We start from the raw sequence: 20667 nt of genomic DNA, 5'->3' as shown, positions 1-20667 counted from the left end.
GTTTCTAGTTTGAGACTCAGCAATTAGTAACTAGCTTGTTTAAACTGCACGTCAAATGATGTTTTGGCGTGCTTTTTGCTGTTTTGACAATAATTAGAGGCTCGCGGGGCGGGTTTATGGATTTCTTTAATTACCGGAAATATTTTTCGTGAAACCCGCCTCTACAACAAATATATCCCGATGCTCGTAGGCGCTGGTTTTACCGACAATCTTTGAGGAAAACTCACAATTTATATAAACCAGCCCGCCACAATCATGGGCTCGGCTGACAGGTTTATTTATATCTTTAATTACTGTCTTTAGTCGTAGAGCGCGATCGGCAAAAAGAATGATTCCCTGCCCCAAGAAAAGCTTTATTTATAGAGGTAGAACATAGAGGAATATTTTATGCCAACTCAACAACAAACCAATCCGGCTCAACATCAAGAACAGCAACCGGGTGTTGAATCCCAAATGACTCCACAACCTCAATCCTTCGCCGAGGGATATCGCGGTAGCGACAAATTGCGGGACAAAGTAGCCTTAATTACCGGCGGAGACAGCGGTATCGGGCGTGCAGTGGCGATCGCTTTTGCGAAGGAAGGGGCAGACGTGGTTATCAGCTATCTCAACGAAAATGAAGATGCTAACAAGACCAAAGAGGCGATCGAACAACAAGGCCGCCGCTGTATTGCGATCGCCGGCGACATCGGCGATGAAAGCGTCTGCCAAAATCTTGTAGAACAAACAGTTAAAGAATTTGGCCATCTCGACATCCTCGTCAACAACGCCGCGGAACAGCATCCCCAAGAAAGCATCGAAGACATCACCGCCGAACAATTAGAGCGCACCTTCCGCACCAACATTTTCTCAATGTTTTACCTGACAAAAGCGGCTCTAAAACACCTAAAAGAAGGAAGTGCAATTATCAACACTACGTCTGTCACCGCTTACAAAGGCAACCAACAATTGCTAGATTACTCCTCGACAAAAGGAGCAATTGTTGCTTTTACCCGCTCTTTGTCTCAAAGTCTAGCTGAGAAAGAAATTCGCGTCAACGGAGTAGCTCCCGGCCCGATTTGGACGCCTCTAATTCCTGCAACTTTCCCTGAAGAAAAAGTTGAGAAATTTGGTGCAGACACGCCCTTGGGACGCCCCGGTCAACCCGATGAAGTTGCCCCCAGTTACGTGTTTTTAGCTTCAAAAGATTCGTCTTACATGACGGGTCAAATTTTGCATCCCAATGGCGGCTCTGTGGTTAACGGATAGAAAGGAGTTGCGGAGAAATAAAGTACCAGTCAAATAGGGATAATCGTGATATCCCATTTGCGTAAGGTTTCAGAACCTTGCCCTTCCGGTAGATACTCTTGTAATTGCTTTGGTAAGTAGGTCATTGCAAAAAACAATTGTATGTTGTAGGGCTGGGTTTTGCTAACAATCACTCCTATAGCGCGTCTGAATGGTTTGTGTAAATAACAGAAAAGTGGTCAGCTCAAATTCAAGAAAAAAAGGGGGTATAGAAGTAGTTAGTGCCAGCAGCGGACGCTCAGACTCGCGACTGCAGGCGATCGAACACCGAAGCTGCGGGCGCCCGATCGCGCCTGCAGTCGCGAGTCTGAGCAAAAAAACGATAGGATAGAGGCACAATTAGAAGAGTTGCAATATTTTATTTGCCCTAATAAAATATTATTTTTTGGAATAGAACCCCGGTTATTAAGCTTAGGTTAAAACCATTTAATTATCGAAAAATACAAAAACGATTAGAAGTTTAAACATTTTTTTTTGCACAAGATCGCTGAAAATATTTAGCCGGGGTAATTCCCGGATGAAAGTTAAAATATCCAGGTTCAAAAAGCTATTTAACTAAAGAACAGCTATCCGCAACTATCCAGTGGCTATCTCAAGCCAAAAACCGGAATCTATTAGAACTAGAAAGATACTCGATCTCAATTTATGATGTAATATTTAAATTGCGGTAAAGTTACTGTCGAATATTGAAAAGTGGTTAATTAAGCTGTCAGAAAGCTAACGTATAAAAATCGAGGGAACAGCCCGAAGTTATTAAGAAAAACGCTATAATTGCTGAGCTATTATCAAAGTACAAGCCACAAATAGCACCAATAGAACTGGTAGTGTATGCCTGAGATGAGCGTCACTTACAAGGGGATGATATCTTTAACTACTTATAGGGCGATCGTCAATAACGAACGGTAGTCAAGCTGGACAATCAACGAGATAAGCTAACTTATTATAGTGCATTAAATCTAGCTAGTGAGTAAAGAATTTATGGTGAAGCTATCTAAAGCGGAAAATCGAAAAAAAACACAGGGAAAATGGTTGAAGGACTAAAGAAAATGAATCCACATCAAGAAATGTTGTTAATCGGGGATGGTGCTAGCTACCATAGATATCAAGCAATGCAGCAGCTATTATTAATGAGGGAAAACGACGGTAAATCACAGTCAGAACGGTCAATAACTTGTTGTTGATTTTGCTTTTATTGCTCTGAATAAAATCCAGTATAAAGTATTTGGCTGCAAGGTAAAAACTTTATTACAGGTTTTTATGCTATATGTAAAATTTTTAGCAGAGTTAAGAAAGTATTTCAATTTTTTGAATTTAAAAAATTTTATTGCTCCTAACTTTAAACAATATGATGCTTTTGCACAAATGATTTGGACTTGCTATATAAGCTCATAAATACAAAAGCACTAACGCCAAGCATTTAAAAGACATAAAGGTCTATAGGAAATCAGAGCAAGGATTTGTCTGAAAGGTCGGTAACATGGATAAGTTCGGGTTCCTGAATCGGTATTACTGGCACAGGTTTTGTCAATGATGAAAAGTCTAGTTGTGAGAACTGCTGGACTTGCCAGCGAACGCTTTCAACTCAAGGGCGTCGTGGCTACAGAAGAGGCGCACGCCCTTACTCCGATCGACTGATAATGCGCGCAGCCGGTCTTGATTTAGCAACCTAGCCTTGCGGTCTACCTCCATCATCCACTGGTACGCGCGTAGTCCGGGCGTGCAGCGTCGTTTGGAGGAACCCATCTCGTCTCGGTAAAAGTAGGCATCGCCTGCGTGTAGGAGCCAACCCTCCGGGGTGTCGATCGCGATGCCCGCATGACCCCGCGTGTGACCGGTAAGCGGGATGAGCAGAATTTCTGGTGGCAGGCCGTCAAGATCGCGGACTGCCTCAAAACCGAACCAAGGTTCGCCCCCCGCCGAATAGTATTTCCAGCGTTTGACTTCATCCCACTGCCCTGGACGATAGCGCCTTTTTGTGATGAAACCGTGCCGATCGTGCGCAGCATCGATTTCCGACTGCATAACGTGTACCGTTGCTTCAGGAAAATCCTCTAGACCACCAGCGTGATCGAAATCGAGGTGGGTCAGCACAATATGGCGCACATCGCTTGCAGAAAATCCAAGCTGCTCGATTTGAGCGATCGCCGTGTACTTGCGATCGAACTGGATGTTATTAAAGTGGACAAAGAATGCGCTCAGCCGGGAATAAGGCGCCTTGATATCGCGCAGTCCGAAGCCGGTATCAATGAGAACAAGTCCCTGATTCGTTTCAACGAGCAGACAATGGCAGACGAGGTTCGCAGTCAGCCCGCGACTGAAGCCATCAAAAAGCGCCCCGCCAATCGGGCACATACAGCCACAATTGAGATGGTGAATTTGCATAAATCCTCTGTTACGATGCTTCCGAGGAGCCATCCTAAATGTTTAAGTTCCGGCATAGTTGAAAAGAGTGTCAACTGACAATATTCCATCGATCGGTAGGCGCAGATTACTTATTAGCCGACCCGGGTTCAGTAAGTTGACGGTGCTGTTCGGCATTAACGGTATCAGGCAAGACCTTGCTCGCGGTGCCCTGAAGCTTCGTCTTTAGCGATCCTGCAACAATGCTGTCCTTGCCTGCCATCAGCGCCTCAAAACCTTGCTTGGCAACCATAGCCGGGTCATCTTTCCGATCGGCACCGGCCTTAGTATCATCCATTCCTGCCCGATGGAAGAAGTTGGTATCGGTTGGTCCTGGCATGAGTGAGGTGACGGTGATACCCGTATCCTTCAACTCGTTACGCAGCGCCTCCGAGAACGAGTGCAAAAACGCTTTGGACGCCGCGTAGACTGCCTCGAACGGCCCCGGCATCAGGGCGGCAATCGATGAAGTGAAGAGGATGCGACCCTGGCGCCGATCGACCATATCCTTCACTACCCGTTTGGCGAGATGTACGGACGAGACGACGTTTAGGTTGATCAGATTGAGTTCGTCTTTCAGGTCAGTTTCGCGGGCAAAGTCGCCACCGACACCAACACCTGCGTTAATCGCGATCGCATCCACCGATCGACCAGTCGCCTTAATCTTGTTGTAGAGCGTTTCAACACCGTCGTAGGTAGCGAGGTCTGCCTCCACCGTCTCGACTTGGGCACCGAGCTTCTCGAAGGCAAGAGCGGCTTCATTGATACTTGGGCCGGTAGAGGTGACTAGAAGATCGAAGCCGTTTTGAGCGAACTGTTTGGCGAGTTCGTAGCCGATGCCGTTAGAGGCACCCGTCACGACGGCCAAGGGGCGGGTCAAGGAACTGTTCATAATCAGAAAACTCCTGTTTAACTGCTCCGTACTCGTTTGTCTGGGGCTTCTCTTTCTACCAGACAACCTGTGGGGACTGTGGGCTTCCAACTTTTATCATCCTAGGAAGGCAGCAGTGCGATCGCATCTTTCCAAGGACGTATCGCTATTGTGTTTTAGATATCTCCAATAACTCCCAAAGTCTATCCCCGCTTCAGCTTGTTTTCTAACTGCCTGCCTCCCTGTTCCGGCCAGCCAGAAACCAACGCTTAAATCAGAGTTTGAAAATTTTTTAATTAATAATATTGTCCTAATCAGGGATTGAAACTAGAACTTCAAACTCGGGGTTTTCAGGATATGCTTCGGCACGGCTGCGGCTACTATTTGACGGCCAAAGGGATAGAAACTAGGGCAATTCTGAATTATTTTGGACACGCTAACATTCACCACAAATTCCGCTACAGTAAGATACATTGCCAATTCTGGAATTTCACCGGCGGGCTGCCTGTCAGATTTTCCCCGTCTAACTTTTGTGCGATAGGTAATTTTCTGAACTTCCCAGAGTTGCTATTTGCTATAGGGTTGCTCGGCTTTACCCGATCGAAACACGTACCAGTCAGAAACTTCGGGGGCTGCTTGTTTGGCAGGTTTCACCCGCGGCTTTACTGGGCTGGGAGTTTGTGAGGTGGAATTCTGCGATCGCCTTTCTTGCTTGGTCGCCCGTCGCTGACGCGCCCAAAGATCGTATTGATAGAGGTAGGCGGTGGCCACAGGCAAGCAGGAGAGGGCGATAGTTAGTTTCCACATTGAAGACTCTCGATCGGATGGTGCAGTAATAATAAGTGCACCAGAGTGGTAAAATTTTTTTGGCAAGTAGAGGTCTTTACCATGAATCTCTTTCACAAACTAACTTATCTGACACGCCGAGTAATAATTGTATTGGCTCTTGTTGGTATGCTTGGTATCAGCTTTAGTGCTCCAGCATACGCGGCTGCACCTGCTAGATTTGTCTTGGAAACCCCACCCGCCTCCGATCAATTCGTTATTGAAATCACTGATGAGAGTAAGATCCAACAAGCCCGGAATATACTCAATGGAACCCAGAAAGATGAAACCCATGTAGTCGGAAGAATCATAAAAAGACCAGCTCCCTACAATCCAAAATGGAGCTATCAATTAGATCCAGCGTCTATCAGCTTCTTTAGCTTCGCGATAGAAGTTTGTGATGCTAATATTGGGTACGTCGAAGACCACCTTGATGAAGCGGGTGGAGCATTTTTACCAGGTCTTTACTGGTGTCCTTGGAGTTCACGGCTAGTCAAGGAAATTAAGTAACCCGAAAACTTTCATTCAAAAAGCGATCGCATTTTTCTGGAGTTAACACCTTTTGTCGAAGAGCCTGGTTTTGCTGATGTAGGTCGGCGATCGCTTTTTGTGCCGCATCCAGTTCCTCTTTAAGTCGAGAAACTTCTGCCTTCAGTTGTGCTACTTCAGAATTTTTGAAGGATGTACGTATCTTCTCAACAGCCGGGTTGTATTTGTATAACCGATCGCCTTTGGTGTTCCCTTAATTACCTGGCATCATCTTTCCCTGCTTACAAGCTAGTGTGCCAGTTGAAAGGCGATCGCCTAAAACTGGCGCACCTTTAGAGGGGTATGGGGGCGGTGCGACCGCAGCCGCTGCAAGTGTTCGCGTCTCCTCTTCATCTCGTTTCCGGTTGCATGGGAATGATATAGTTAAGGTCAATAATTCCACATTCCCCGACTCCCGACTCCCCATCATTTCGGTGTTACCCGAATTGATATCACTCGTCCCCTGCGTTCTCACAGCATTTATTGTTTTTGTCGATTCGCGACGCGAGGGTTGTTCTCTGGGGGTATCCCCCAGAACCCCGTGGCAGACAGAGCGAAAACTAACGGATGCTTCGTTGCGGTCGTTACGGGCGTCGCACAAGAGCCACCGGACGCCCTCCACTCTCTCCCTGATATGTGAATAATTTTCAACACAAACAATAGAATCTCTCAGCGGATGCGATTACATTTTATCAGCCCTGGTTGCTGTTGCATAAGTTTTGAGAATTGCTCCGTATAATTTGAAGATTTGTGTGTTTATAAAAAACAATAATCCCGCCACCAGGTTGGTAGCGGGATTGATAGGTTGCAGTTTAGCTATTCTCTAGTTTTGCTAGAGTTAAAATTAGCCGACTGCTGAATTAGCTCTGGTTAGCCATTTCTTGCTGGAGCGTGCTTTTGGCTTCTTTGAATTGAGTAGCAAGTTGTTCCATTTGTGCTTCGCTCAGGTTGCGGCGAATTTGAGGGAACATATCGTTTTCTTCTTGTCGAACGTGATCTTGAACCGCTGTTTGGAGCTGTTTGATTTGGGCTTTAAAATCAGAAGAAGTGGGGTTGAGAGACTTAATTTGGGCGAGCATCTGCTTCATTTCTGCTTGCTCGCTGTACAGTTCTTCAGTATTGCCGTAGTAGCTGCGAACTGCGGGATAAACAATTTGTTCTTCTGCTTCGGCGTGAACGCTGAGGTCTTTGTAAAGTTGACCGAAGAATTCTTGCAGTTTTTGAGGATCGTCGGTGCTTGCGATTTCCATAAAGAGGGTATCGGTTTTGCGGTGATCCATTGAGATGATTTCGGTGATGTTCATCTCATCTTTGCTGCGGGTAACTGCACCGCCGATGATGCCGGTCATGGCTGCCATTGCATCTTGCACGCGCGCCCAAACGCCTTGGTCGGGGTCTTTGCCGGTCAGTTCGCGCACTCCTAAAATTTCGAGAACTCCTTTGAGTTGTTCTTGGTGAGCGCGGTTCTCAAAGTTAACTGTGTTGAGGGGAGTAATGGCGGCTTCGATGTCGGCGCCGACTACTTGAGCAGCTTTGTGAATTAACAAGCCGGCCATTGTTTGTTTGTGTTTGAGCAGTTCGTGCTGACCTACTTTTTCAAACAATGTTAGTTCAGAACCTTCCATGAGTTTCTGAACTTCTTCAATCATTTTTGTGCTGGTTTCTTTGGGCTCGGCTTGAATGCCGTATTGCACGATCGTGGTTTCCAATACGCCCAAGTTTTTGCGATCGTCATCGAGCATATCCCGGAAGCGCTGGGCTAGTTCGGAGTCGTTGCAGGAATTGATGAACAATTGCTCGTTGGCGATCAAAAGGTTTTGCAGCGCTTTCATGTCTGCTAATTTAGTTGCGATCGCTTGGCGCTTGGTATCTTCTAAGGTAGCTACCATCTGTCGTTTCTCCTCTCAAGGTCTTTAGTGTTCTTACATCTTTTAATTTATTGAAATATTCTGATAACACCCTCTTTCTCGCGACTGATTCATTAATATCCCGCAGAAGCTATTGACTTTTGAGCGAAAAAATGGTAAGTATTTGAGACTGCTTGAAAAAAAGCAAAAAGCAAAAAATAACTGATGAGTAAGGATTAATGGCAGAAGACTCCACCCAAAAACGGATACCGTGCCACGTACTCCTGTCGCGATGGCTCAAAATTTTAGACTCTTGTTCAAGCCCCCAGATTCATCTGTGCAGTAAATCTCAAATCTCAAATCTCAAATCTCAAATCGACTGAGTGATAATTTCTGTATAAATTAATCCCGATCGCAGAGCTGTAAAGCGCTACCATAGTTGCAGCCGAAGTTAACTAAAGTTTAAGAATAACTAGCTTGTCTCAACTGCTCACTGCTTTAGAGTTCCCAGCCAATGTCTGGAAGCTCAACAACGGGTTAACGGTCATTCACCAGCGGATTTCGGCCACACCGGTGGTCGCGCTAGACGTGTGGGTGAGGGCTGGCGCTACGCTGGAGCCGGATTCTTGGTCGGGAATGGCTCATTTTCTAGAACACATGATATTTAAAGGGACGGATTCGATCCTCCCTGGAGAATTTGACCAAGTAATAGAAAATCGCGGCGGTGTCGCCAATGCAGCTACAAGTCACGACTACGCGCATTTTTTCGTCAACGCAGCGGCCGATTATTTAGCAGAAACTGCCCAGCCGCTGGCAGAATTGCTGCTGCGCGCTTCGATTCCCGATGGGGAATTCGATCGCGAGCGAGATGTGGTACTAGAAGAAATCCGCCAAGCTCAAGACAATCCCGATTGGGTGGGTTTCCAAGCCATGATGGAAACAGTTTACCAGCGACATCCCTACAGGCGATCGGTACTCGGCACGGAAGAGTTGCTGATGTCGCGAACTCCCCACGAAATGCGGTGTTTCCACCGATCGCACTATCAGCCGGAAAATATGACTGTGGTGATAGTCGGGGGAATTGATGAACAACAGGCTAGAGATGTTACGGGGAAAGCATTCGAGCAGTTTTCCGATCGGTGGGATTGTCCCAAATTAACCGCTGAGGCGGAACCGCCGCTGATAGAAATTCGCCGTCAGGAACTCGGCCTCCCCCGATTGGAACAAGCGCGGCTGATGATGGCTTGGACGGGCCCAGGAGTTGAACAGTTGCAAAGTGCTTGCGGCTTGGATTTGCTTTCGGTGTTGCTTGCAAACGGGCGGACTTCCCGTTTAGTCAGGGAACTGCGGGAAGAATTACAATTGGTAGAGGCGATCGACAGCACTTTCTCGCTGCAACGGGAATCGAGTTTATTTACTATCAGTGCAGTCTTGGACGCGAAGGATGTCGAACAGGTGGAATCTCGGATTTGCGATCGGCTTTGGGAATTGCAGTCTGAGCCGGTTTCCGAGGTAGAACTACTTCGCTGTAAGCGTTTGCTGTGCAACGATTTTGCTTTCTCCATCGAAACGCCGGGACAGCTAGCCGGTCTTTACGGATATTACAATACGATCGCCACTGCGGAATTAGCGCTCAGCTATCCCACCAGGATTAAAGCATTTGGGCCATTAGACCTCCAGCGCCTAGCTCAACAATATCTCTCTCCCCGGCGCTATACAGCCGTGGTACTCAAACCAATCTAATCGTTAAGCTTGTGAATATAAATATATTTTGTACCGGATAGATGTTCGGCATTTGTCCGGGCTTCTTTGTGCTTGGGGCGCACCCTAGGGGATAGATGTTGTTACATTTAGATGTTGTGGGTCAGGCCCGGCCCGGTATGACATCATACAAGAGGCACATGGAAAATAGAAAAATGGCGATCGAGTAATTACAAATTACCAATTACCCATTACCAATTACCCATTTTCAATTACCAATACTTCAGCTACGCTCAGTACAAGTTCCCAACTAAATTAACCATGAACAATGAAATCCAGCGCACGGTTTTAGACAACGGTATTGTTGTCTTAGCAGCAGAAAATCCAGCAGCAGATATTATTGCAGCTAGGATATTCCTGCGGGCCGGCAGTCGCTACGTGCAGCCGGAACAAGCAGGATTGTGTCACTTGCTGTCGGCGGTAATGACTAAGGGAACCGATCGGCTGTCTTCGCTGGAAATTGCCGAGCGTGTAGAATCGGTGGGAGCGAGGTTGAGTGCCGACTCTACTACTGACTATTTTTTAGTGAGTTTGAAGACGGTTTCTGCGGATTTTGAGGAGATTTTGGAGTTGGCGGCGCAATTGACCCGATCGCCCACTTTCCCGGAAGCTGAAGTCGAACTCGAACGCCGCATTGCCATATCAGCAATTCGATCGCAACAAGAACAGCCATTTGCGATCGCCTTCGAGCAATTGCGGCACGCGATGTACCAGGAACACCCCTATGCTTTCTCTCCCTTGGGCACGGAAGCTACTATGTCAAAGCTCACCAGAAACGAGCTCGAACATTTCCACAAAACCTATTTCCGTCCCGATAATGTAGTTATTTCTGTAGCCGGCCGAATATCCACCGAAGATGCGATCGCCCTGATCGATCGAACTTTTGGCTCCTGGAAAGCGCCTTTAACACCCCTGCCAGCTTTAAGCGTCCCCCCCCTGTCCCCATCCCCTCAATCGGTCGTTACGGCGCAAGATACGCAGCAATCAGTGATTATGCTGGGCTACCTCGCACCCTCTGTCAAAAATCCCGACTACGCAGCGATTAAGTTGCTGAATACTTATTTGGGTAACGGTTTGTCGAGCCGATTGTTTGTGGAATTGCGGGAAAAGCGGGGCTTGGCTTACGACGTTTCCGCGCTCTACGCGACGCGCTTGGACACGGCTCAGTTTGTCGCGTACATGGGTACGGCGCCGGAAAATACGGCGACAGCTTTTGAAGGATTGCGTGCAGAAGTCGATCGACTCGCCAACACCGAACTAAGCGAGGAAGAATTGCAAGCTTGCAAGAATAAAATGCTCGGTCAATATGCTTTAGGAAAACAAACTAATTCGCAAATTGCCCAAGTTTTAGGTTGGTACGAAATTTTGGGATTGGGAATTACATTTGACCAACAATTTCAAGAAGAAATTGCACAGGTGACAGCTTCACAAGCGCGGGATGCTGCTAAGAAATATTTTGTAGAACCGTATATTTCTTTGGTGGGCCCGGAGGCGGCGATTACAGAGTTGGGTGTAGCTGCTGTTTGTTGAGTAGGAAATTGGCGATCGAACTTTTCAAAAGTTCGATCGGTTTAGTCAAGAAGCACGCATAGAGGCTGGTGTGATTCTCAGACACTTGCAGCAAGGTGAAAGTCTCGTAATGCCTCATTTATATAGGACTAATGTTATGGAACTTTCAAAAAAGAAGCGTCTAGAAGATAAATGCTGGAAGATTGGATCTGCCTCGGAATTCTTAGAACTTTCACCAGAGGAATCGAGCCTAATTGACATTAAGTTAGCCCTCATTCTTAATCTCAAAGAACGTCGGCAAAGATTGATGACACAGGCAGAGTTAGCTGAGAAAATCAACTCCAGCCAACCTCGTATTGCCGCAGAAAATGGCGACGATTCGGTTTCAATTGAACTGTTAATACGCGCAATCCTGGCAACAGGTGCAACGCCTCAAGATATAGGGCAAATTATTGCTCAAGTAGGATAGAAAGAGCGATAACTCACCCACTATACTATGCACGACCACTTAAAACGCACAGTTATGCTGAGTGCTGAGTTTTGTGTTTCTCTATATATTGGCGTAAAACGTTATTAATTAGAGTTTTATACTGTTCTCCTTGAGCCTCAAACCACTGCTTCACATCTGGATCGAGCTGAACTAAGTTGTGGGCTTGCTCTGCTGGAATACGTAAAGTCGATCGTTCAAAAAATTCATCGGTCAGCGGTGGAATATCTGAGTAGTCGATATTCTCTTCTGACCTTGACTCTAAGGCTGCCCAGTTAGTACCAGAGGTACTGTTCAAATCGTTTCTGCTCATGACGGTTTGCTCTTCGCGCTGAAATGATTCGGATTACATTGTTTTGACGTTCTGTCCAGACTACTACCGCTATTCCAGAACCGAGAAAACCGATTCCAAACCAGCGATCTTCGCCATAATCAAAACGATCGTCTAGCTCAATCAGCATTTCACCATCAAACATCGCGGGAACATCGGCAAAATCAATCTGATGTTTACGGATGTTTTCAAGGTTTTTCGCTTCGTCCCACTCAAATTGCATGAAGGATTAGGGTATGCCAGATTAAACTATCTTCCTTCATTATTACGCATTTGGCCCAACAGGTTTTATGCTGCACTGGAGATCGATGTTGGGATCTAAACTCGATCGCCCGCAAGCATTAAACACGGGAAAAAACTTAGTCAGACTTCAATTGAACCTTTTCTGTTCCCGATCGGTCTAAATTGAACAGACGCCCGATTAGTCTAATTTATATGTACTTAGTAAAGCACTTTCAGATTAAAAAAGAGCTGAGTCCGTGGGTTAGCGCGCTGCTTGCCGCTTCCCTGCTTGCAGGAGTAGGCTACACAGCTTACAGCCAACTCACAGTCAAATCCAGCCGCGAAACCAGGCGCAAGGAAAAAACCGTTGCTGTCGAAAGGGTGAACCTGCCGATTACAATTTCGGCAAACGGCACAATTGTGCCCGAACGTTCCGTTAACGTCAGCCCCAAAACTTCAGGAATGCTCAAAAGTTTGCTTGTCAAGGAAGGAGATAAAGTTGAAAAAGGGCAGATTCTCGCCTACATGGACGACTCCAACCTCCAAGGGCAACTTACCCAAACTCGCGGACAACTCGCAGCCGCCGAAGCAAACCTGGAAAAATTGGTCAACGGCACTCGAACCCAGGACATTGCTGTGGCTAGGGCAGTGTTAGCAGAACAACAGGCAAGTTTGGAAAAATTGCTCAACGGCAATCGAAGCCAGGATATTGCCGTAGCTGAGGCACAACTAGCTGAACAACAGGCAAATTTACAAAAATTGCTCAACGGCAATCGAAGCCAGGATATTGCCGTAGCTGAGGCACAATTAGCTGAACAACAGGCAAATTTACAAAAATTGCTCAAGGGCAATCGGCCTGAAGACATCGCCCAAGCAATTGCCAAACTCAGAGATGCCGAATACGCCCAAAATCAAGCTGAGGAAGACTTTCAGAGAAATCAGGAACTCTATAATGCCGGAGCCATTGCTTTGCAAGTTGTCAACAACTCCCGCACCGCGCGCGATCGAGCTCAAACGCAAGTCAGGCAAGCCGAACAAGCTGTAGCTTTGCTGCAAGCGGGTACTCGCCCCGAAGAAATCGCTTCGGCGCGGGCTGCTGTGGAGCAAAAACGGCAAGCTTTGACCCTGGCGCGATCGGGCGCACGTCCCGAAGAAATTGCTGCGGGGCGGGCTGCTGTGGAGCAAAAACGGCAAGCTTTGGCCCTGGCGCGATCGGGCGCACGCCCCGAAGAAATCGCTGCGGCGCAGGCCGCCGTCGAGCAAAAACAGCAAGCTTTGGCGCTGCTAGAAGCAGGTTCCCGCCCCGAAGACATCGCCCAAGCCCGCGCCCAAGTTCTCTCCGCTAGAGGCAGCCTGCAAAGCGTTCAAGCGCTGATCGGCGACACTGTGCTGCGGGCTCCTTTCACCGGCACTGTCACCCGCAAGTACGCAGATCCGGGCGCTTTTGTGACTCCCACGACGGCAGGTAGTGCGGTTTCTTCGGCGACTTCTTCTTCGATTTTGTCCTTAGCTTCAAAAAATCAATTAGTAGCAAACGTCGCAGAAACTAATATTTCTCAGATTAAGATCGGCCAGGCTGCGTCTATTCAAGCCGATGCTTTTGCGGGAAAGACTTTTGCAGGTAAAATCAGTCAAATTTCGCCTCAGTCGATCGTCCTGCAAAATGTGACAAGTTTTGAGGTAAAAGCGGCAATTATTAATGACGATCAAGAAATGCTGCGATCGGGCATGAATGTGAATGTGGAATTTAAGGCCGGTGAACTTAAAAATGTTTTGGTAGTCCCGACTGCGGCAATTGTCCGCCAACAAAGGGAAACGGGGGTTTTTGTTCCGGGTGGAGAAGATGGCAAACCTGCTTTTATGCCGATTAAGACTGGTATGACGGTGGATGACAAGACGGAAGTGCGATCGGGTTTGAAAGGAAATGAAAAAGTGCTGCTTAGTTTCCCCCCCGGATTGCGGCCTAGATCCCAAAATCCATCGCCGGGTGGAATTCCGGGTTTGCAACCTGGTGGCGGAACGCGCTTGCGTTAGTAGTCAGTAGTCATTAGTCATTAGTCATTAGTCATTAGTTAGTGGTTGACAATTACCGATTACCAATTGCCAATTACTAATTATCACTTATCAATTACCAATTACCGATTCCCAAAAGCACAACACGGAAGTTACGGATACACGGATAACTTTTTTTTTACTCTTCCTTCTTCTTTGTTCCGTGTTGCTTGTTCTTTCTTCCTTAAAACTCCCAATTATTCCTTAGCAATTACCTATTAGCTATTACCTATTACCAATGAAATTACAGACTCGCCCCCGTACCAACAAAATCTCTAACGTTCAAATCGCTTTCATGGCGACAGAGGCGCTGTGGAATAACAAATTGCGTACCAGTTTAACTATGCTGGGCGTAATTATTGGGATATCTTCGGTAATTGCCATTACTTCGGTGGGACAGGGAGTACAAAAATCAACTGAAGAACAGTTAAAGGCTTTGGGTACAAATGTGCTGTTGGTGTTATCCGGTGCTGCGCGATCCGGCGGTGTCAGTCAGGGAAGCGGTTCTGCTACTACCCTTACTTGGGATGACGCTAAGGCGATCGGCAAACAAGCTCCTGCAGTCAAGGCAATTTCTGCTTATTTGCAGCGCCAAGTGCAAGTAGTTTACGGCGGACAAAATTCATTTACTGCTATTTTGGGAACGGATTTAAACTATCCAGATGTGAAGAACATTCAACCTCAACAAGGACGGTTTTTTAACGAGGATGAATTGAATGCTGCTGAGCCAGTAGTTGTCCTCGGTTCTAAGGTGCGGGACGAACTTTTTGGAGCCGGAGCTAATGCGCTATCCTCCGATATTCGCATTCAGGGCAACCGCTACAAGGTCATTGGAGTGATGGAAAGCAAGGGGTCTGTAGGGGGAACCGATCAGGACGATCGAGTGTATATTCCCCTCAAAAATATGTCTTCGCGGATTGTGGGGAGAAATTCTTTAGCGGGGATTGCGATCTCGGGTTTTTGGTTGGAAACTGCCGGCGAAGCGGATTTAGCGGATGCTCAATTTCAAGTGGAAAATATCATGCGCTTGCGCCACAATATTTATCCGCCACAACCGGATGATTTTCGAGTTGTCAATCAAGCTGAGATCGTTAATACTTTCAGCAATGTGATAGGTTTATTTACAGTTATGGTGGGAGCGATCGCCGGAATTTCTTTGGTGGTTGGCGGTATCGGTATTGCTAATATTATGCTGGTGTCTGTTGTCGAACGCACTAAGGAAATCGGGATTCGCAAAGCGGTAGGTGCTACTAATGCAGCAATTCTAATTCAATTTATGGCGGAATCTATTTTAGTTTCCACGGTGGGGGGAACGGCGGGTATTGGGTTGGGAATTGCGATCGCCTTTGGGGCTTCGACAGCGTTCAAATTTCCGTTTGTGGTTTCTGTATGGTCGATTACAGCAGGTTTTGGGCTATCTTTTACCGTCGGGTTGTTAGCTGGAGTATTGCCGGCTCGGAATGCGGCTCGCTTAGATCCGATCGCAGCCTTGCGGAATGATTAAATTTAAGCAATATAAGCTCTTGTGGGCTGGGCATCCTGTCCGCCCGAAAGCCTAAATTTTAATTCAGCTTATACTAAACCAGCTTGAAAAATCTGGTTTGCTGTGAGGTTTAAATCTGGAAAAGTTTGCGACACAATCCGATCGTTCTCTCGAAACTTGAGGATTTGATATTCACCATCAACCAAGTTACAGACAGAAATTGTCGGTTGTTTGGGATTGCCAATAAAATTGCGTCCGCCCAACGCAGCATAATCCACAATCCAATATTCAGGGATACCCATCTCCTCATAATCGGCGTATTTTAAATAGTAATCATCGCGCCAATTGGTTGACACAACCTCAATTACCAACGGTATCGATCCACCCAAACTGAGGACAGATTGTTTTTGCCACAAAGTTTCGTTCACCAGATTTGCACGATTCAGCACCAACACATCAGGGAAATAACCAGAATCTTTTTCAGGAGGCTTAACTATCGCTTGGTTGGGGATACCGTAGGGCAATCCCAGATGATTAATTTGAACAGCAATTGCGATCGTAAGAAAGCCTGTAACTTCTTGATGCTCGCCTACTGGTTGTATTATTTCAATAATATTTCGATTGTGCAGTTCGTAGCGTACCGCCGCCTTTTCTGGCAGCCACTCCACAAATTCCTCGCAGTTTACGAGTTTGGGTAAAGCTTGAGTCATAAATTTTTACAATTACTGATAATAGAAATTATATCTCTATCCATCTGTGTGTATCTGCGTGCATCGGCAGTTATAAATTCCCATTTTTTATAAAGTCCGCAAGTTATTGTGCCGCTTAGGCTGTAACCATTTCGGGTTTGATATCAGGTGATGCGGGCTCAAAGTACAACACCATGATTTGCTCTGGATGCAGCCCGACAGATTCATAAGTGCGTCCGTTGCGATCACTAAATTCAACCTCAAACGCTGCACCATCAGCCAACAGTTCAACCACAGTCCCTACTTGTCCGCGCCACAGATTGTATTCAGGAATGTCAATTGTCAAGGCAACGACATCTAGTAATTTAATTGTATTCTTTGTCACTCTTATTACCTCCAAACATTACAGAGGATAGCAGGTTGTTAATCTCGGAATCTCTGAATCATACTCAATAATCCAGCCACTCCGAAGGGTTGCACTTCCATTTTGCCATTGAATCGTGAAATCTAGAATGTAGCGTTGCCCGAATCCATCCCGCCTCACTAACTGAGCTTCGTCATTTTGAATAATTTCAAGCAAAATTTGGCGCAATTCCTCAGCATTGTCAGCCGTCATCTCAAGAATAGACGAAAAAAGTCGCGCTTTGTGTTTGCCATCGTCGTGTTCTGGATTGAAGCAGTAGTCACGAAGTTTACGAATATCAAAAACTGTATTCTTTGCATTTGGAATGAGCATAGAAAAGCTGATACGAATAAGCAGCCCTCAGTTTATATCGAAATCGGCGATCGCTTTAACTGTGGAGTCGTGCAGATGCAAGTATCTCTCCAATCAGCACCAGAATCTCAACCGAGATTGATGTTTCGCCATAAATCGGCTGGAGCAAACCTAGAAAGATGACCAACATTTGTTGTCGCGATTACAACATCCACAACATCAAGAGTCGTCGCCTGTGCTGCCAAAATCATATCGCTGTCAATCGTCTTATCACCTGCTGTCGGTTGTCCTTGCTGACGAGCTTGTGCCCAAAACATCGCAGCTTGTCGCATAGCAGCAGTTGTAATGGGTAAATACTCCAGCGAGTTAGCTAATTCATCTAATCGAGCAATACCCCTTACCTTATTTGCCCGCAGCAATTCTCGGCGAACTTCATAATCGGCTATTTCGGGAATAATAACTCGAGTATCGGATATAATAAGTGCTTGCAACCAGCGAGTACAAAGAGTGCTTTCAGGAGATAGCTTTGGATTCGTAACTAAACCAATTGGTCCTGCATCCAGAAAAACGACTCTGCTCACCAAGTTACACCTTTTAATTCAATAGGAAATAGCTTGCGTTCAGATAAACGATCTTCGTCAAGAGCATGAATCAGATACTCACCTGTTTCTTGCTGCTCTTCGGCATCTTCTTCATCCCTCCAAGACTGAAGCAGATTAAGCAATTTTACCTGCTTTTCTTTTCGCAGAATATATTCTCCCAGCAGTTGCAGAGTGTATGCTTCCGTCGAAAGCCCTTGCTCTTGAGCTCTTTGTGTTAAGTATTGCTCTATTTCTGGTGTCAGAGTGAGGGTGAGTGTCATAGGTGTTTTTATAGCTCTACCCTTATACTTTACAACCTACTAGGCTAAGCTGGCGATCGATCACTTGGGAGCATTGACGTAGAAACTTCGATCTGTTTCAATTATTAGAGCGGCTTTAACGACCAAGCTCACCGGATGCAGATAACCTTTGGGACTCAACGTCATCTACCTTGAAGATTTAATCTTATCAATAACCTGCAACATTCTCTTTGCACAGGCAACTGCCTGATCTGGGGTTTGGCACTCTGAGGCTCGGATTCGCTCAATATGAACCCCCTCATGGGCAAGCATAGTTGTCCTATCATGTGCTTCTGCTGGTGTTTCGTTGTGTACAGTATCACCATCTACTTCTACAACCAGTAAAACACCGTTTTTAACAATGACAAAATCTGGTTCAATTCTTCTGTATTTTTCACCACCTCTAATGAAAACGGGTAATGGAGCAAAGGATACCCCAAGTGATTTAAGAGCTTTGTAAAAAAGCTCTTCGTTCTGAGAACGAAAGAAAAGCCCGTCTACTGTTCTCGAAGGTATATTATCAGACCTAACACGACCTTGATTATTGACACCTTTACCTGTGACCCAATTGTTTGCTTTTTCGCGCCACTTATCACCTGCGCTCAGAAGGGGACTAATACTCAAATAAGCTAATTCATCTGGGTAGGGTTTGAGAAGTATTCTTGCCTTCTTCAGAATTAGATCTTCACATACCTCAATCTCGTCATAAAATTGCGAGTAAAGGTAATTAGGAACTTGAAGATAGAGGTGGTAAATGCCGTAGCCGAAGTCGTTTTCCGCACAGCACTCGGTACTATACTCTGCATTTGCTAGGATAGCCACCTCACGCAGGGAACCTTCTGACGCAAATAGCCCTGCGCTTGTCGCCAGGAGAGCTTCAATATCATTGGAGAGATTCAATATCATTAATGAGTTGGCGACTTGGGTTTGAGGTGATGCGCAGGTATTATAATACTTAGACTAAGAATATCACAAAACATCGCCCTACAGCAATAGATCAAAAAAATAGAGGGCGAGTTTAGCATAAAACTCAACCCCAAAAGTCAAATTTTATGCTCTAAACCCGCCCTCGCAAAACTCCCTTAATAAGCGTCTTGCAATTCGTAAAAATCAGGGGAAATGTAATCTTTCCGCAGCGGCCAGCCTACCCAATCTTCGTTCATCAAAATCCGTTTCAGATTCGGATGGCCTTCATAGACAATGCCGTACATATCGTAGGATTCCCGCTCTTGAAAGTCGGCTGCTTTCCAAATCCAGTAGACTGATGGCACTCTGGGATCTTCGCGGGGTACGAATACTTTGACGCGGACTTCTTCAGGCTTGGAAGCATTATCTGTCAGCTTAACCAAGTGGTAGACGCTGACTAAATCTTGTCCAGGGCCTTGGTCGTAGGCGCACTGGCACTGCATATAATTAAACCCGTAGGCGTACAGTGCTGTTGACATCGGAATTAGGAATTCTCGATCGACCTTTAATATCTCCACGCCCAAATTATCGGCCGCTAAAGCTTCGTGTTCAAAGCCATTCTGAGTCAACCACTGGGAAACCTTCCCGGCTTCAACAATTGCAGATTCTGTCTCAGCCACGGTTTACCTCCTGTTTTTGTCCTGCAAGCAGGGCCGGCGGTACTGGCATTCCCATTGCTTCGGTCAATTCTTTCGGCGGCGCCATCCGGCCTGGAATAGACAAGTATTTGCCGTCCAAAATGTCGTCTACTACTTTCATTTTGTGGGGTCTGGTGTAGTAGCGGTGGGTTGGCAGCAAATTGGCCCGTTCTTGCATGGAATTGTTGGCGATTTTTTTCCGCAGTTTGATAATTGCGTCAATAATCGCTTCTGGGCGGGGGGGACAGCCGGGGATGTACACGTCTACAGGAATCAGTTTGTCAACGCCTCTGACTGCTGTGGTGGAGTCCATGCTGAACATTCCGCCGGTGATGGTGCACGCGCCCATCGCGATCACGTATTTGGGTTCCGGCATTTGTTCGTACAGCCGCACCAAGATGGGGGCGTACTTCATCGTAATTGTGCCGGCGGTGATGATCAAGTCGGCTTGCCGGGGGCTCGATCGGGGTACTAAGCCGAATCTGTCGAAGTCAAAGCGCGATCCGATCAAAGCTGCAAATTCAATGAAGCAGCAGGCTGTGCCGAAAAGCAGCGGCCACAGGCTCGAAAGTCTCGCCCAATTGTAGAGGTCATCCACTGTTGTCAGGATGACGTTCTCTGAGAGTTGGGATGTGACTTCCGGGCGCTCGACTGGGTTGATAAGCGCTTTTTGTGATTTGTCAGAACTTAAGACCATTCCAAGGCTCCTTTGCGCCATGCATAGACAAGAGCAATAACGAGGATCGTGATAAAAAACAAGGCTTCGATAAAAGCCAACAGTCCTAGCTGGTTGAAAGCAACCGCCCAAGGATAGAGAAAGACGGTTTCTACGTCGAAGATGACGAAGACCAGGGCGAACATATAATATCGGATGTTGAACTGAATCCAGGCTCCGCCGATCGGCTCGACGCCGGATTCGTAGGTAGTGCGTCGGTCGTAGGGACGACTTTTGGGGCGCAGTACCTTAGACGCCGTGAGGGCGAGGATAGGGACTAGGCTGGAAATTAACAGGAAGCCTAAGAAATACTCGTAGCCGCTGAGTGCAAACACGGTGAATAATTACTGCCTAGGTGAAAGGGTTCTGTAACTTGTCTGTTACATTATATAGATTTTGGGCAGCTAAAATTACGAGTTGGTTGAGATTAATCGTCCATCTTCTGCAATAATTTTTAATGT

23 protein-coding genes are annotated in these 20667 nt (G+C 46.5%); 7 read left to right on the top strand and 16 right to left on the bottom strand.

What is annotated here, in order from left to right:
• Positions 1–387 precede the first annotated feature (387 nt).
• Positions 388–1248: an SDR family oxidoreductase gene (locus QUA20_RS01140; protein WP_333184536.1), complete on the top strand. Its 861-nt coding sequence runs from the start codon at positions 388–390 to the stop codon at positions 1246–1248.
• Positions 1249–2826: 1578 nt separating this feature from the next.
• On the opposite strand, the gene QUA20_RS01135 is transcribed toward QUA20_RS01140, so the two are convergent.
• From QUA20_RS01135 to QUA20_RS01125, 3 genes are all read right to left on the bottom strand, one after another.
• Positions 2827–3669 (bottom strand): MBL fold metallo-hydrolase, encoded by an 843-nt coding sequence (locus tag QUA20_RS01135; protein ID WP_333184533.1) that lies wholly within the window; start codon positions 3667–3669, stop codon positions 2827–2829.
• 106 nt (positions 3670–3775) lie between these two features.
• Entirely contained in the window at positions 3776–4579 is an 804-nt protein-coding gene (locus QUA20_RS01130) for an SDR family NAD(P)-dependent oxidoreductase (RefSeq protein ID WP_333184531.1), read from the bottom strand.
• A gap of 546 nt (positions 4580–5125) precedes the next feature.
• Positions 5126–5365: a hypothetical protein gene (locus QUA20_RS01125; RefSeq protein WP_333184528.1), complete on the bottom strand. Its 240-nt coding sequence runs from the start codon at positions 5363–5365 to the stop codon at positions 5126–5128.
• 81 nt (positions 5366–5446) lie between these two features.
• Here QUA20_RS01125 and QUA20_RS01120 point away from each other — a divergent pair, with 81 nt between their 5' ends.
• The gene (locus QUA20_RS01120; protein ID WP_333184526.1) at positions 5447–5893 is read left to right on the top strand and encodes a BP74-related protein; all 447 of its coding nucleotides are present in this window, start codon (positions 5447–5449) and stop codon (positions 5891–5893) included.
• Between the two features lie 878 nt (positions 5894–6771).
• On the opposite strand, the gene QUA20_RS01115 is transcribed toward QUA20_RS01120, so the two are convergent.
• Entirely contained in the window at positions 6772–7800 is a 1029-nt protein-coding gene (locus QUA20_RS01115) for a hemerythrin domain-containing protein (protein ID WP_333184522.1), read from the bottom strand.
• 435 nt (positions 7801–8235) lie between these two features.
• On the opposite strand from QUA20_RS01115, the gene QUA20_RS01110 reads away from it, so the two are divergent.
• On the top strand, positions 8236–9501 hold the full coding sequence (locus tag QUA20_RS01110; RefSeq protein ID WP_333184520.1) for a pitrilysin family protein: 1266 nt from the start codon (positions 8236–8238) through the stop codon (positions 9499–9501).
• A 279-nt stretch (positions 9502–9780) separates the two neighbouring features.
• Entirely contained in the window at positions 9781–11049 is a 1269-nt protein-coding gene (locus QUA20_RS01105; RefSeq protein ID WP_333184517.1) for a pitrilysin family protein, read from the top strand.
• Here QUA20_RS01105 and QUA20_RS01100 read toward each other — a convergent pair.
• The gene (locus QUA20_RS01100) at positions 11018–11167 is read right to left on the bottom strand and encodes a hypothetical protein (RefSeq protein ID WP_333184514.1); all 150 of its coding nucleotides are present in this window, start codon (positions 11165–11167) and stop codon (positions 11018–11020) included. The genes QUA20_RS01105 and QUA20_RS01100 overlap by 32 nt on opposite strands.
• Positions 11168–11185: 18 nt before the next feature.
• On the opposite strand from QUA20_RS01100, the gene QUA20_RS01095 reads away from it, so the two are divergent.
• A complete protein-coding gene (locus tag QUA20_RS01095) occupies positions 11186–11497 on the top strand; it encodes a helix-turn-helix transcriptional regulator (RefSeq protein ID WP_333184512.1) in 312 nt (103 codons plus the stop codon).
• Positions 11498–11549: 52 nt separating this feature from the next.
• Here the strand turns inward: QUA20_RS01095 and QUA20_RS01090 are convergent, their stop codons facing one another.
• Both QUA20_RS01090 and QUA20_RS01085 read right to left on the bottom strand, forming a co-directional pair.
• On the bottom strand, positions 11550–11828 hold the full coding sequence (locus QUA20_RS01090) for a BrnA antitoxin family protein (RefSeq protein WP_333184510.1): 279 nt from the start codon (positions 11826–11828) through the stop codon (positions 11550–11552).
• Positions 11791–12069: a BrnT family toxin gene (locus QUA20_RS01085; protein WP_333033472.1), complete on the bottom strand. Its 279-nt coding sequence runs from the start codon at positions 12067–12069 to the stop codon at positions 11791–11793. The genes QUA20_RS01090 and QUA20_RS01085 overlap by 38 nt, the downstream gene beginning before the upstream one ends.
• Before the next feature lie 212 nt (positions 12070–12281).
• On the opposite strand from QUA20_RS01085, the gene QUA20_RS01080 reads away from it, so the two are divergent.
• Positions 12282–14102, top strand: coding sequence for an efflux RND transporter periplasmic adaptor subunit (locus tag QUA20_RS01080; protein ID WP_333184507.1), 1821 nt, complete (start codon positions 12282–12284; stop codon positions 14100–14102).
• A gap of 256 nt (positions 14103–14358) precedes the next feature.
• Positions 14359–15624, top strand: a complete 1266-nt coding sequence (locus QUA20_RS01075) for an ABC transporter permease (RefSeq protein WP_172190243.1) — start codon at positions 14359–14361, stop codon at positions 15622–15624.
• 68 nt (positions 15625–15692) lie between these two features.
• Here the strand turns inward: QUA20_RS01075 and QUA20_RS01070 are convergent, their stop codons facing one another.
• From QUA20_RS01070 to ndhC, 9 genes are all read right to left on the bottom strand, one after another.
• Complete coding sequence (locus tag QUA20_RS01070) at positions 15693–16313, bottom strand: Uma2 family endonuclease (protein ID WP_333184503.1); 621 nt, start codon at positions 16311–16313, stop codon at positions 15693–15695.
• Positions 16314–16428: 115 nt separating this feature from the next.
• The gene (locus tag QUA20_RS01065; protein WP_333184500.1) at positions 16429–16677 is read right to left on the bottom strand and encodes a DUF4926 domain-containing protein; all 249 of its coding nucleotides are present in this window, start codon (positions 16675–16677) and stop codon (positions 16429–16431) included.
• A gap of 18 nt (positions 16678–16695) precedes the next feature.
• Complete coding sequence (locus tag QUA20_RS01060; protein WP_333184497.1) at positions 16696–17028, bottom strand: DUF6883 domain-containing protein; 333 nt, start codon at positions 17026–17028, stop codon at positions 16696–16698.
• A 107-nt stretch (positions 17029–17135) separates the two neighbouring features.
• Positions 17136–17588, bottom strand: coding sequence for a PIN domain-containing protein (locus tag QUA20_RS01055; RefSeq protein WP_190739498.1), 453 nt, complete (start codon positions 17586–17588; stop codon positions 17136–17138).
• Positions 17585–17869: a hypothetical protein gene (locus tag QUA20_RS01050; RefSeq protein WP_333184493.1), complete on the bottom strand. Its 285-nt coding sequence runs from the start codon at positions 17867–17869 to the stop codon at positions 17585–17587. The genes QUA20_RS01055 and QUA20_RS01050 overlap by 4 nt, the downstream gene beginning before the upstream one ends.
• 165 nt (positions 17870–18034) lie before the next feature.
• Complete coding sequence (locus tag QUA20_RS01045) at positions 18035–18793, bottom strand: hypothetical protein (protein WP_333184491.1); 759 nt, start codon at positions 18791–18793, stop codon at positions 18035–18037.
• 176 nt (positions 18794–18969) lie between these two features.
• On the bottom strand, positions 18970–19473 hold the full coding sequence (locus QUA20_RS01040; protein ID WP_172190238.1) for an NAD(P)H-quinone oxidoreductase subunit J: 504 nt from the start codon (positions 19471–19473) through the stop codon (positions 18970–18972).
• Positions 19466–20188 carry a photosynthetic/respiratory NAD(P)H-quinone oxidoreductase subunit K gene (ndhK, locus tag QUA20_RS01035; RefSeq protein WP_333184489.1) on the bottom strand — a complete coding sequence of 241 codons (723 nt, stop codon included), beginning with the start codon at positions 20186–20188 and terminating at the stop codon, positions 19466–19468. The genes QUA20_RS01040 and ndhK overlap by 8 nt, the downstream gene beginning before the upstream one ends.
• Positions 20179–20541, bottom strand: a complete 363-nt coding sequence (gene ndhC, locus QUA20_RS01030; RefSeq protein ID WP_006635500.1) for a photosynthetic/respiratory NAD(P)H-quinone oxidoreductase subunit C — start codon at positions 20539–20541, stop codon at positions 20179–20181. Before ndhC ends, ndhK begins: the two co-directional genes overlap by 10 nt.
• Positions 20542–20667 lie beyond the last annotated feature (126 nt).

This window comes from Microcoleus sp. Pol7_A1, from assembly GCF_036701085.1.
GTDB lineage: Bacteria > Cyanobacteriota > Cyanobacteriia > Cyanobacteriales > Microcoleaceae > Microcoleus > Microcoleus asticus.
This window is presented reverse-complemented; position numbering and strand designations above follow the sequence as displayed.